At 71.3% G+C, this 12,363-nt stretch carries 11 protein-coding genes and 1 pseudogene; 8 read left to right on the top strand and 4 right to left on the bottom strand.

Annotated elements, in window-relative coordinates; all coding sequences use genetic code 11:
* Both HW445_RS07025 and HW445_RS07020 read right to left on the bottom strand, forming a co-directional pair.
* A partial coding sequence (locus HW445_RS07025; RefSeq protein ID WP_180220156.1) for an oxidoreductase occupies positions 1-901 on the bottom strand: 901 nt, incomplete at its 3' end.
* 56 nt (positions 902-957) lie between these two features.
* On the bottom strand, positions 958-1,542 hold the full coding sequence (locus tag HW445_RS07020; RefSeq protein ID WP_180220155.1) for a PadR family transcriptional regulator: 585 nt from the start codon (positions 1,540-1,542) through the stop codon (positions 958-960).
* A 106-nt stretch (positions 1,543-1,648) separates the two neighbouring features.
* Between HW445_RS07020 and HW445_RS07015 the strand changes: the two genes are divergently transcribed.
* From HW445_RS07015 to HW445_RS07005, 3 genes are read left to right on the top strand one after another with little or no spacing between them, the layout of a single operon-like run.
* Positions 1,649-2,782 carry an aromatic ring-hydroxylating dioxygenase subunit alpha gene (locus tag HW445_RS07015; RefSeq protein WP_180220154.1) on the top strand — a complete coding sequence of 378 codons (1,134 nt, stop codon included), beginning with the start codon at positions 1,649-1,651 and terminating at the stop codon, positions 2,780-2,782.
* Position 2,783: 1 nt separating this feature from the next.
* The gene (locus tag HW445_RS34245; RefSeq protein ID WP_180220153.1) at positions 2,784-3,815 is read left to right on the top strand and encodes a PDR/VanB family oxidoreductase; all 1,032 of its coding nucleotides are present in this window, start codon (positions 2,784-2,786) and stop codon (positions 3,813-3,815) included.
* Positions 3,816-3,870: 55 nt separating this feature from the next.
* Positions 3,871-5,217: an MFS transporter gene (locus tag HW445_RS07005; RefSeq protein WP_180220152.1), complete on the top strand. Its 1,347-nt coding sequence runs from the start codon at positions 3,871-3,873 to the stop codon at positions 5,215-5,217.
* A 109-nt stretch (positions 5,218-5,326) separates the two neighbouring features.
* Here HW445_RS07005 and HW445_RS07000 read toward each other — a convergent pair whose 3' ends face one another.
* Both HW445_RS07000 and HW445_RS06995 read right to left on the bottom strand, forming a co-directional pair.
* Complete coding sequence (locus HW445_RS07000; RefSeq protein ID WP_180220151.1) at positions 5,327-6,202, bottom strand: ABC transporter permease; 876 nt, start codon at positions 6,200-6,202, stop codon at positions 5,327-5,329.
* The gene (locus HW445_RS06995; protein WP_308798535.1) at positions 6,199-7,110 is read right to left on the bottom strand and encodes an ATP-binding cassette domain-containing protein; all 912 of its coding nucleotides are present in this window, start codon (positions 7,108-7,110) and stop codon (positions 6,199-6,201) included. Before HW445_RS06995 ends, HW445_RS07000 begins: the two co-directional genes overlap by 4 nt.
* A 131-nt stretch (positions 7,111-7,241) precedes the next feature.
* Between HW445_RS06995 and HW445_RS33370 the strand changes: the two genes are divergently transcribed.
* From HW445_RS33370 to HW445_RS06975, 5 genes and pseudogenes are all read left to right on the top strand, one after another.
* Positions 7,242-8,447, top strand: coding sequence for a sensor histidine kinase (locus HW445_RS33370; protein ID WP_257230905.1), 1,206 nt, complete (start codon positions 7,242-7,244; stop codon positions 8,445-8,447).
* Positions 8,444-9,109, top strand: a complete 666-nt coding sequence (locus HW445_RS33365; protein WP_308798531.1) for a response regulator transcription factor — start codon at positions 8,444-8,446, stop codon at positions 9,107-9,109. The genes HW445_RS33370 and HW445_RS33365 overlap by 4 nt, the downstream gene beginning before the upstream one ends.
* Before the next feature lie 204 nt (positions 9,110-9,313).
* Positions 9,314-11,434: a serine/threonine-protein kinase gene (locus HW445_RS06985; protein ID WP_180220149.1), complete on the top strand. Its 2,121-nt coding sequence runs from the start codon at positions 9,314-9,316 to the stop codon at positions 11,432-11,434.
* Positions 11,435-11,495: 61 nt separating this feature from the next.
* The gene (locus HW445_RS06980; protein ID WP_180220148.1) at positions 11,496-11,987 is read left to right on the top strand and encodes a hypothetical protein; all 492 of its coding nucleotides are present in this window, start codon (positions 11,496-11,498) and stop codon (positions 11,985-11,987) included.
* Positions 11,988-12,036: 49 nt separating this feature from the next.
* Positions 12,037-12,363 (top strand): annotated as a pseudogene (locus HW445_RS06975) (serine/threonine protein kinase); the annotation flags it as partial.

Genomic DNA, 12,363 nt, shown 5'->3' with positions numbered 1-12,363 from the left:
CCGCCTCTGCGGGGTCGGTGGCGTGTGCGTGCACGCCTCCCTCCACGCCCTCGCGGGCCGGCTCGGCCACGTCGCAGTCCTCGCAGTACACGCCGCCCATGCCCGCCAGCCGGGGCGAGGTCGCCGCCCACACCTGCGTGGCCGCGCCCTGCCCGGGCGTCTTGAAGGTGGGATCGGCCGGGTCGCCGTTCTCGTCGATCCACCCCGCCTCCACCATCTCCTCCTTCGCGAGGTGACGCTGCAGCGGGGTGAGGATGCTGCCCGGATGGACGGCGAACGCCCGGATCCCGGCGTCGCGGCCGAGCGCGTCGAGCCGCACGGCGAACAGCACGTTCGCCGTCTTCGCCTGCCCGTACGCCTGCCACCGGTCGTAGCCGCGCTCGAAGTGCACGTCGTCCCAGCGCATGCCGGTGATGCCGTGGGCGCCGGAGGACACGGCCACCACGCGCGCGCCACCGCGGGCGAGCGCCGGCCGGAGACGGTTGACCAGCGCGTAGTGACCGAGGTGGTTGACGGCGAACTGCGCCTCCCAGCCCGGACCGACCCGCGTCTCGGGACACGCCATGACTCCGGCGCTGTTGACGAGGATGTCGATCTCGCGGCCCGAGGCCAGGAACCGTTCGGCGAAGCCGCGGACGCTGTCGAGGTCGGAGAGGTCGAGGTCGTCGGTCTCGACGCCGTCGATGCCTTTCACCGCCTCCTGGGCGGCCGCCCTCCGCCGGGCGGGGACGACGACGCGTGCTCCGGCCGCCGCCAGGGCGCGGGTCGTCTCCAGGCCCAGTCCCGAGTGGCCGCCGGTGACGATCGCGGTGCTGCCGGACAGGTCGATCCCGTCCAGGACGTCGTCCGCGGTGCTGCGGGCGCCATGGCCCGATCCGATCCGGTGCTGAGGTGTCTGCATGCCCCGGACGCTAGGCGCTGGAGTGCACTCCAGGTCAAGGACGGCCCCGGGGGCGGTCAGACGCCGTGCAGCTCGTCGACGAGGGCGAACCCCTCGGCGATCCAGGTCAGTTCGGTGCGGGCGCGGGCGATCAGGCCGTCGTAGGCGTACACCTTGTAGCGCACCGCCAGCTCGGCGTCGCGGCCGTCCAGGGTGGAGAGGCGGGCCGCCAGGGTCGGGTGGGTGCGGTCGAGGAGCGCGGCCCGGGTCTCCTCGAGCATGCTCAACTGCTCCTCCCAGTACGTCTGTTGCTGCCGCAGCTGCTCGCGTACCGACGCGGGGCCGGCGAAGTCGAAGTAGGCCGCCTTGAGATACGCCGGGTCACGCTGCCGCAGCGGCGTCAGCGGGGCCTCCATCCACGCCCGGAAGTCGGCCAGGCCGGCGTCGGTGACGTGGTACTCCTTCTTCGTCCCCTTCTTGCCCCACCGCACCTCGACCGAGGTGAGCAGCCCGTCGCGCTCCATCCGGTTGAGCTCGGGATAGATCTGCGAGTCCGGGGCGTGCCAGACGTGGGCCACCGAGCGGCTGAAGCTCTTCGAGATGTCGTACCCGGTCATCGGCCGGCCGGTGAGCAGCGCGATCAGCGCGTAACGCAGCGACAAGGGACCTCCCCTCCGAAAAAGCCAAGCTACACACCCTTGTCATCTCACTATATCGATAGTTAGTTTGTGGCCCGCACAACACCTACCTCTCTTCATAGGGAGTTCCATGTCCCGCACCGCCTCCCCCCTGCCTGCCACCGCGCCACCGGCCACCGCTGCGGCGAAGATCTTCAATTACCCCCGCAACGCCTGGTACGTCGCCGCCTGGGACCACGAGGTCACCGGCAGGCAGCCGCTGGCCCGGACGGTCGCCGGCGTGCCGCTCGCCCTGTGGCGCAACACCGAGGGCCGTGCGGTGGCCCTCGCGGACGCCTGCTGGCACCGGCTGGCGCCGCTGTCGATGGGCAGGATCCTCGGCGACGAGCTGCAGTGCCCCTACCACGGCCTCCGCTACAACGCGACCGGCCGCTGCACCGGGATGCCCGCGCAGGAGACGATCAACCCCAGCGCGGTGGTCCCCTCCTACCCGGTCGTCGAGCGGCACCGGTACGTCTGGGTCTGGGTCGGCGATCCGGACCTGGCCGACCCGGCCAAGGTCCCCGACATGGGCCGGATGGACGACCCGGCATGGGCGGGCGACGGCGAGACGATCCACGCCGACTGCAACTACCAGCTCATCCTCGACAACCTCATGGACCTCACCCACGAGGAGTTCGTGCACTCCTCGAGCATCGGCCAGGAGGAACTGTCCGAGGCCGAGTTCGACGTGACCCACCAGGGCGACACGGTGACCGTCACCCGGTGGATGCGGGACATCGACGCCCCTCCCTTCTGGCTGAAGAACATGCGCGACAAGTTCCCCGGCTTCTCCGGCAAGGTCGACCGCTGGCAGATCATCACCTTCGAGGCGCCGGGCACGATCAGCATCGACGTCGGTGTGGCGAAGGCGGGCACGGGCGCCCCCGAGGGCGACCGCAGCCAGGGCGTCAACGGGTACGTGATGAACACGATCACCCCCGAGACCGACCGCACGTCCCACTACTTCTGGGCGTTCATGCGCGACTACCGCCTGGAGAGCCAGACGATCACCACCCAGCTGCGGCAGGCGGTGCACGGGGTGTTCGGCGAGGACGAGGAGATGCTGCGCGCCCAGCAGCGCGCCATCGACGCCAACCCCGGCCACGAGTTCTACAGCCTCAACATCGACGCCGGCGGCATGTGGGTGCGCCGGATCCTGGAGCGCATGCTCGCGGCCGAGGGACGCCCCTCCACCGCGCCGGCCGCCGGACAGGGGGCCTGACGTGGCGGTGCAGACGCAGGCCCGCCGGCAGCGGGCCCGGGTGGTCGAGGTGTCCGACGTCGCCGAGGGCGTCCGCCGGGTCGTCCTGGCGCCGGAGCGGCCCGAGCACGCCGCGCCCGGCACGCACATCGACGTCGAGGTGGAGACCGGGAACGGCGTCCGCCGGGTGCGTTCCTACTCCGTGGTGCGCTCCGAGGACGGCGGCCGGCGGCTGACGCTCAGCGTGCGGCTCTCCCCCACCTCCTCCGGCGGCTCGGCGGCGATGCACAGGCTGCGGGCCGGGGACGAGCTGACGGTCACCGGACCGCTGCAGAACTTCCCGCTGGCGGTCGGCGCGAGCCGGTACGTCCTGGTCGCCGGCGGCATCGGTGTGACCGCGTTGGTGGCGATGGCCTCCGCGCTGCGCCGCCGCGGCGCCGACTACGAGCTGCGGCTCGTCGGCCGCAGCCGTGCCGTGATGGCGTACCTGGACGAGCTGGTCGCCGAGCACGGTGACCGCGTGCGGGTGCACGTCGACGCGGAGGGCACCGGACTGGACGTGGACGACCTGATCGCGGCCATCTCCCGGACGCCCGCCGCGGCGGGCACCGAGCTCTACATGTGCGGCCCGATCGGGCTGATGAACGCCATCTCGCGGAGCTGGGCCGCGCACGACCTGCCGGCGACCAACCTGCGCTTCGAGACCTTCGGCTCCAGCGGCCGGTACCCGGCCGAGGAGTTCCTGGTCCGCCTCCCCGACCTCGGCCGGGAGGTCACCGTCGCACCCGACACCTCGATCCTGGACGCCCTCGAGGCGGCCGGCGTCGAGACCCTCTCGGACTGCCGCAAGGGCGAGTGCGGGCTGTGCCTGGCGAAGGTGGTCGGCTCCACCGGCACCGTCGACCACCGCGACGTCTTCCTGAGCGACTCCCAGAAGGAACGCTCGAACAGCCTCTGCCTCTGCGTCTCCCGTGCGGTGGCGGCCCCCGCGGGGCCCGGCGGCGGCCCCGGCGACCCCGTCGCCCCCGCCGTCCTCTCCCTCCGCCTCACCTGACCCGGCCGCACCACCGCGTACGCCCGGATCCCTCACCACCTGGACACCCACACCCATGAACATCACCGCACGCATCGCGCAGGCGCCGATGAGTGGCTACCAATGGCTGATCGTCGCGCTGTGCACCTTCATGAACTGCCTGGACGGCTTCGACGTCATGGCGGTGGCCTTCACCGGGCCGTCGGTCACCGAGGAGTTCGCGCTCAGCGGCTCGGAGTTCGGCCTGCTCGTCTCGGTCGGCCTGATCGGGATGGCGGTCGGCTCGATGCTGCTCGCCCCCTTCGCCGACCTCATCGGCCGGCGTCCGCTGATCCTGATCAGCCTCACCCTCGGCACGATCGGCATGTTCGGCGCCGCCATGGCGCCGTCGGTGACCGTGATGAGCCTCTTCCGCCTCGTCACCGGCATCGGGGTCGGCGGCATCCTGGCCAGCACCAACGTGATCGCCAGCGAGTTCTCCAACGCCCGCAACCGCGGTCTGGCCATCGGCATCTACACCGCCGGGTACGGGATCGGCGCCACCGCGGCGAGCCTGGTCGCCAAGACCGTCGTGGGCGGCGACTGGCGGGTCGTCTTCTACGCCGGCGGTGTCGGGACCCTGCTCGCCCTGATCGTGATCGCCCTGGTCCTGCCCGAGTCGGTGGCCTTCCTCGAGCAGCGCCGGCCGGGCAACGCGCTGGAGCGGATCAACCGGACGCTGGCCCGGATGCGGATGGAGCCCGTCACCGACGCCGACCTCGACCGGGCGGCCGCCGCGCGGACCGGGACCGGGCGGGCCGGCTCGGGATGGCTCAAGCAGCTGCTGACCCCGACGGTCCTGCTCTGGCTCACCTTCATCACCATCATGTTCGGCTTCTACTTCGTCAACAGCTGGACGCCCACGCTCCTGGTCGAGGAGGGCCTCTCCGAGAGCGCCGCCGTGACCGCCGGAATGGCGATCTCCATCGGCGGCACGGTCGGCTCGGTCCTCTACGGCGTCGCCGCCCGGGTGCGCACGCCGCGTGTGGTGCTGATCGGTTTCTCCCTGCTCTCCGCCGCGATGATGATCGTCTTCATCCTGAGCACCTCGACCCTGTGGCTCGGGTTCGCCGTCGGCGTCGTCGTCGGAGCCCTGATCAACGGCTGCATCGCGGGCGCCTACACCGTCGGCCCGCCGCTCTACCCGGCCAACGTCCGCAGCGTCGGCATGGGCTGGGCACTCGGCATGGGCCGCATCGGCGCCATCCTCTCCCCCACCGTCGCCGGCATGCTCAAGGACGCGGGCGCCTCCGCGACGCAGCTCTACATCGGCGCCGCCGTGGTGGTCGCCCTCTGCGCCGTGGTCCTGGTGGGCCTGCGCCGGTACGACCCGGAGTCCCGTCCCGCGGCTCCGGCGGCGAAGGAGACGCTCGCCGCGGCCTGACCTCCGCCGGCGTGTACCTCACGACCGCGGGCCGCCCGGTTCTCCGGCCGGCCCGCGGTCGTCGCTCCGCGTCCCTGCCCACGGGCCGGCGCGGCGACAGGCCCGTCGGTCATACGTCCCGGCGTCGTACCACGAACAGCGCGACGGCCACCGCCACGGTGCTCCACGCGCCGTAGACGATCCACGCCTCGGTGATCGACAGCGGGAACGCGCCGAGGCCGTGCGCCTTCTCCGGGTTCGTGACCAGCCGTTCCCAGGCGCTGAGCGGCATCGCGTTGCCGATCTCCTTGACCCAGCGGTAGCGCTCGCCGCGGAGCAACGCCGGGATCAGCAGCAGCAGGGCGACGGCAGCGACGATGGAGCCCGCGGCGTGCCGGACGACCGCACCCACCGCCATACCGACCAGCGCGCACAGCGGTGCCAGCAGCGCGGCCGCGGCGACGGCGCGCAGTGCGCCCGGGTCGCCCAGCGACAGGCCGCCGTACTCCCTCAGCAGCGTCTGGGTGACGCCGAAGGAGGTGCCGGCGACAAACGCGCCGAGCGCCAGCATGACCGCCGACACCACGGTGGCCTTGGCGGTGATGACCGCCCGCCGGTCGGGCACGGCGGTGAAGGTCGTGCGGATCAGACCGCTGGTGTACTCGCCGAAGACCGCGATGCCCCCCACCGTCGCGGCGATGACCATGAGCAGCTGCCAGGCGGGATCGACGAACGCCGTGTGCAGCGGATCGAACAACAGCTCCGGGCGGGCGGGAAACCCCGGCGGCGGCTCCGACGGCAGTCGCTGATGCGCCAACCGGTCCGCGTTCGACGCGGCGGAGTTGGCGTTGATGCCGATGACGGTCAGCGCGCCGGCACCGAGCACCCAGGAGGTGGAGCGCAGCGACCAGAGTTTGATCCACTCGGCGGCGAGGAGGTGGCGGAACCGGGCGCGGCCGCCCCCGGCCGGGAGGCGGGCCGGGGCCCGATCGCGTACGGCGGTCATCGGGCGGCTCCTGCGGAGTATTCGACGCTCTCGTGGGTGAGTTCCATGAACGCCTCCTCCAGGGAGGCCCGCTGCGAGCTGAGTTCGTGCAGCCGCACCCCGTGGGTGAAGGCGAGTTCACCGATGCGCTCCGCGGACAGACCGGTCACGGTGTACGACCCGTCGTCCTCACGCCGGACCGTCGCGCCCTCGGCTGTCAGCAGCCGGGGGAGGGCTTCCGTGTCGGGCATGCGGACGCTCACCCGTGACCGTGCGCTGCGGGACGCGAAGTCGCGCAGGCCCTGTGCCGCGATCAGCCTGCCGCGGCCGATGACGATCAGCTCGTCGGCGGTCTGCTCCATCTCCCGCATGAGATGACTGGAGACGAGCACGGTGCGGCCCTCGTCCGCCAACTGCCGGAAGAGACCGCGCGCCCAGCGCACCCCCTCGGGATCGAGGCCGTTGAGCGGTTCGTCGTAGAGCAGTACGGGCGGATCTCCGAGCAGGGTGACGGCGATGCCGAGCCGTTGTTTCATCCCCAGGGAGAAGCCGTCGATCCTGCGGCCGGCCGCCTCGGCCAGGCCCACCTCCGCCAGCACCTCCCCGGCCCGCCTGCGCGGCAGACCGTTGCCGACTGCCAGCGCCGCCAGATGGGCGTGGGCGGTTCGGCCTCCGTGCACGTCGTGGGCGTCGAGCAGGGCGCCCACGTGCCGCAGGCCGCGGGGGCGGTCGGCGAAGGGCCGCCCGTCGACGGTGACGGCGCCGCCCGTGGGGTGGTTCAGGCCGAGGACCATGCGCAGCGTGGTGGTCTTGCCGGCGCCGTTCGGGCCCAGGAACCCGGTGACCACGCCCGGGCGGACCGTGAAGGACAGCCGGTCGACGGCGGTGGTCCTGCCGTAACACTTGGTGAGTTCGGTTGCTTCGATCACGACGTTCACACTGCCGGGGCGGGCCCGGCCGGGCATCGGACCGCCGGCCGCAATCGGGACGTGCCCTGTAGCCCCGGGGAGTAAGCCCGTGGGCCAATGCCGGGGTCGGGCGGCTTGCCTATCATCGGCGTATGAATGCCTCGCCGGACGCTCCGCGGCCGTTCCTCGCCGAGGGCCTGGCCTGGTGCTCAGCGATCGCCTACGTCGTCCTGCTCCACGTCGTCGTCCTGAACACCGGCCGTGAACTGACCGGCTTGCGCCTGCTGCCGGCCGCGCTGGCCGCCGTTCTCCTGCTGCCCCTGGTGGTGCGTCGGCCGCTGCCCGCGCTGGCGCTGCTGCTCACCGTCTCCTTCGCTGCGACCCTCCGGGCGGAAGCGGCGATGGTGGCGGGGCAGGGTGCGATGGGCATCGTGCCGCCGGTGCAGACGCAGGCCTGGCAGATCGCCTCGCTGCAGGCAGTCCTCACCGATCTCACCGTCGGATGGGTCGCTGCCACCCGGTCGAGCCGGACCGCGACCGCCGCCGCGCTGGTGGCTCTCGGCACGCAGATCGCAGGCGTCGTGCACTACCGCGAGGGCTTTTCGTCGTTCCTCGCCGCCCTGGCACTCCTGGCTCTGACGATGATCACCGCCTGGACGGTCGGCCACTCGATCCGCGAACGCCGTCGGCACACAGCCGACCTGCAGGCCGGAGCGGCCGAGCAGGCCGTCGTCGCGGAACGGCTGCGGATCGCCCGGGAGTTGCACGACATGGTCGCGCACAGCATCGGCGTCATCGCCATCCAGGCCGGGGTGGGCCGGCGCGTCATCGACACGCAACCGTCGGAGGCTCGCAACGCCCTCGCCGCCATCGAGGACACCAGCCGCGACACCTTGGCTGGTCTGCGCCGGATGCTGGGCGCGCTACGGCAGACGGATTCCGGGGACGGCACACCACTGGGACCGGCACCGGGTCTCGCCGAACTCGACGCTCTGGTGGAGCGGGCCCGGGACGCGGGGGTGCGGGTCGACGTCGAGTGGCGCCGGGGGCGGCGGCCGCTGCCGGCGGAGATCGATCTGTCCGCGTACCGCATCGTCCAGGAAGCGATCACCAATGTGGTCCGCCATGCGGGTGCCACCGCCTGCCGGGTGACCGTCGACCAGCAGGAGGACGAACTGTTCATCGAAATAACCGACGAAGGCAAGGGCCTGTCCGGTCTGCCCGGCGCGGCCGGCTACGGGCTGACGGGCATGCGGGAACGGGCGGCACTGCTGCACGGCGAGTTCACGGCCGGACCACGCGCCGAGGGCGGCTTCCGCGTCGCGGCACGGCTCCCGCTGCCGGTGGCCGTCACGTGATCCGGGTGCTCCTCACCGATGACCAGCCGCTCGTCCGGCACGGGCTGCGGGTGCTGATCGCCGACCGCCCCGGGTTGGAGGTGGTGGGCGAAGCGGCGGACGGGGAGGAAGCGGTGCGGCTCGCGGACCTGCTGGGGCCGGACGTGGTGGTGATGGACATCCGAATGCCCCGCATGAACGGCCTCGAAGCGACCCGGCGGATCGTCGCGGGCTCCGACACGCCACCGAAGGTTCTCATCCTCACCACCTTCGACGACGACGAGTACGTCTACGGGGCGCTGCGCGCGGGGGCGAGCGGCTTTCTCGTCAAGGACATGGACATGGACCAGATCCTCACCGCGATCGAGGTCGTCGCCGCGGGCGACGCCCTCCTCGCGCCGAGCGTGACACGCCGCCTGATCGCGGAGTTCTCGGCCCGCCCCGATGCCACACCGCCTTCCCCGCGACCGGTCGAGGGCATCACCGTCCGCGAACGGGAAGTGCTCACTCTGGTCGGCAGCGGACTGTCCAATGCGGAGCTCGCCACGCGGCTGCACATCAGCGTGGCCACGGCCAAGGCCCATGTGGGCAGGCTGCTGACGAAGCTGGACGCGCGTGACCGGGTGCAACTGGTCATTCTAGCCTACGAGTTGGGGCTGGTGACGCCGACGTCGCAGGGGTAGGGCTCCGGCCGGTGTCCGCCGCCACCGGCACAATGTCGCGGCGCGGTACACGCCTGGTGCCGAGCGAGCGACAGCTGGCCGGAACCTCAACGGGCCCTGTTCATCATCCACTACAGTGACGCACACTCCCGGTCACAGAAGAACCGGCCGCGATCGTCACGAACGAAGACAAGTCGCACCACCTTCATCAGGGGGAGGTCGTCCGTGTGGGACCTGGCGCCGTCGGATCCGCGGACGGTCGGGCCGTACCGGACCCGCGCGGTACTCGGCGAGGGCGGAATGGGCCGGGTGCTACTGGCCTGCGACGCCACCGGCGGCCTCGTCGCCGTCAAACTCGTCCGTGACACCTTCGCCGCCTACGACGACACCTTCCGCCAACGCCTGCGCCGTGAAGCCGTCGCCGCCCGAAGAATCCACAGCTCCCGCACCGCACGCGTCGTCGACGCCGACGCCGACGCCGGAATCCCCTGGCTCGCCTACGAGTTCCACCACGGCCCCACCCTCCACCGCGCACTCACCACCACCGGCACCCTCCCGCCGGACACCGTCCTCCACCTCGCGGCAGGACTCGCCACCGCACTCCACGACATCCACACCGCCCACTTCATCCACCGCGACCTGTCGACCGCCAACGTCCTCCTCACCGACACCGGACCCGTCGTCATCGACTTCGGCATCGCCAGACCCACCCGCCCCACCACCGGAACACCCGACCAGACCCAACCCGTCACCGTCACCCGCACCGGCACCGTCATCGGCAACCCCGGCTTCATGTCACCCGAACAAGCCATGGGCCTGCCCGACCTCACCCCCGCCAGCGACATCTTCTCCCTCGGCACCCTCCTCGCCACAGCAGCCACCGGCCGCAACCCCTTCCAAGGCACCACCAGCGAACACACCCGCTACAACGTCATCACCGCCACCGCCGACCTCACCCACCTCCCCACCCCACTACGCCACCTCATCGAACCCTGCCTCACCCCCGACCCCCACCAACGCCCCGACGCACAAACCCTCCTGACCACCATCACCACCCCACCCCCCACCACACCCCCATGGCCCCAAGCCATCCACACACTCACCCGCCAACAACACACCGAACTCCTCCGCTACACCCAACCCGAACCCACCACCGTCCTCCCCGGACCACACGACCTCGACCCCACAAAGATCTTCACCACACACGCGACACAAGCGACGGAAACGGAACCGGTCGCCGGTCCCGCTCCGTCCCCGGCCGAGGCGCCCGGCACACCCGGCACACCCGGGAGGAAGTCGCGCACCGTCCTGCACGTGCTGGCCGCCATGGTCGCCCTGGCCGTCGCCGTGACCGCCGCCGTCTTCTGGCCGAACGGTGACGACGGCGAAGCCACGCCGGAGAAGCCGGTCGAAGCCGCGGCCGACACCGACGCGTTTCCCGTCACGATCGAGCACGACTACGGTGAGACGGTCGTCCGGTCCAGGCCCCAACGGGTGGCCGCCTACGGCTGGGGCGCCGCCGAGGCCGCGATCGCGCTGGGCACGTTTCCGGTCGGCATCACCGAGGACGATTCCGCATCCGGCCAGGGCATGCTGCCCTGGGTCGCGCAGGCCTACGAGGACGAAGGTCTCGGCACTCCCGTCCTCTTCAGCAAGACCGGCACCGCGAGTTGGACGCTGCCCGCAGAACAGATCGCCGCGACCGCCCCCGACCTCATCCTCGCTCCCTACGCGGGTCTGACCGAGGAGCAGTACGAGCAACTCAGCGCGATCGCACCGGTCGTGGCCCGCTCCGAGGGCGCCTCACTGGAACCGTGGGAGGGCGTCGTCACCACCACCGCGAGGGCGCTGGGCGTGCCCGCAGCGGGCGAGGAGTTGCTCGCGGAGTCCGACGCCCGGCTGGCTGAACTCGGTGAGCAGCACGGCCTCAAGGGGTTGTCCTTCGCGGCGGTCGTCAACGATCCGCCCGAGAACGGGGTGCACGTCTACTCCGACGCCAGCCCGGTCGTCCGGGTGCTCGAAGGGCTGGGCCTGCGGCTGGCGGACTCGGTGGTCGAGCTGGATGCCGACGACAACGGCATGGTGTACACCCTGGACTACGAGGACCTGGACCAGCTCGAATCGGATGTCGTCGTCCTGTACGCCACCACGCCCGAGACGGCCGAACTGGATCTGGCCGACGAGGAACTGAACGCCCTGCCGGCCTTCGCCGCGGGGCGGACCGCCCAGCTGTTCGGTACCGACGAGTTCGCTTCGGTCTCCTCACCGACGGTGCTCTCGATTCGCTGGCCCGGCGGAATGCCGGTGCTGGCGGCGTCCCTGGAGAAGGCGGAGGCCGCGAACTGACACCGCGCTCCGCCCACGACCGTCATCACACGACAGTCATCAACGGAAGGACCTGCCTCTCATGTTCCGTCCGAGCGCCGCGCTCGCGGCCTGCCTCGTCTCCCTGGCCCTGCTGACCGCCTGTTCCGATCAGAAGGACGACGCCCCGGCCAAGGCCGACAGCACCGCCCCTTCCTCGGCCCCCGCGGCCGGAGCGACGGAAGAAGGGCTGGAGAAGCAGGACGAGGTCCCCGACGAGTGGCCTCCGGAGATCCCCTTGCCTCTCGGATACGAGATCAGGGCGGCCTCGGAACCCACTCAGGCCGAGTACCACAGCGCGCAGGTCATCGGCCTGCCCAAGGAGGCGGTGACGGCCACGCTCGAGGAGTTCGAGTCCGGCGGCTTCACCGAGAAGGGCCTCAGTGACGCCATGAACGACCGGGGCTTCTTCCGGTACGTGAACGAGGACTGGTCGGTCGACCTCACTGCCGCCCCGATGGATGCGAAGGGGGAGCCCACCATGGAGGACACCGGGGTCTATACGTTGCTGTACATGGTCGGCCCCGCCGAGTAGTACGTTCCTCTTCCTCCGAATCGATCCGGACTGTTGTGGGAGGTCGTCCGTGTGGGACCTGGCGCCGTCGGATCCGCGGACGGTCGGGCCGTACCGGACCCGCGCGGTACTCGGCGAGGGCGGAATGGGCCGGGTGCTACTCGCCTGCGACGCCACCGGCGGCCTCGTCGCCGTCAAACTCGTCCGCGACACCTTCGCCGCCTACGACGACACCTTCCGCCAACGCCTGCGCCGTGAAGCCGTCGCCGCCCGAAGAATCCACAGCCCCCGCACCGCACGCGTCGTCGACGCCGACGCCGACGCCGGAATCCCCTGGCTCGCCTACGAGTTCCACCACGGCCCCACCCTCCACCGCGCACTCACCACCACCGGCACA

Origin of the sequence: Streptomyces sp. UH6, assembly GCF_013421635.1 — a bacterium.
Taxonomy (GTDB): domain Bacteria; phylum Actinomycetota; class Actinomycetes; order Streptomycetales; family Streptomycetaceae; genus Streptomyces; species Streptomyces abyssomicinicus.
The sequence above is the reverse complement of the archived record's forward strand: the minus strand, read 5'-3'. Positions and strand labels throughout refer to the sequence as shown.

Coding starts and splice junctions, on each gene's coding strand:
- HW445_RS07015 (WP_180220154.1), top strand. CDS start 1,649: ATGTCCCGCACCGCCTCCCCCCTGCCTGCCACCGCGCCACCGGCCACC.
- HW445_RS07005 (WP_180220152.1), top strand. CDS start 3,871: ATGAACATCACCGCACGCATCGCGCAGGCGCCGATGAGTGGCTACCAA.
- HW445_RS07000 (WP_180220151.1), bottom strand. CDS start 6,202: ATGACCGCCGTACGCGATCGGGCCCCGGCCCGCCTCCCGGCCGGGGGC.
- HW445_RS33370 (WP_257230905.1), top strand. CDS start 7,242: ATGAATGCCTCGCCGGACGCTCCGCGGCCGTTCCTCGCCGAGGGCCTG.
- HW445_RS06980 (WP_180220148.1), top strand. CDS start 11,496: ATGTTCCGTCCGAGCGCCGCGCTCGCGGCCTGCCTCGTCTCCCTGGCC.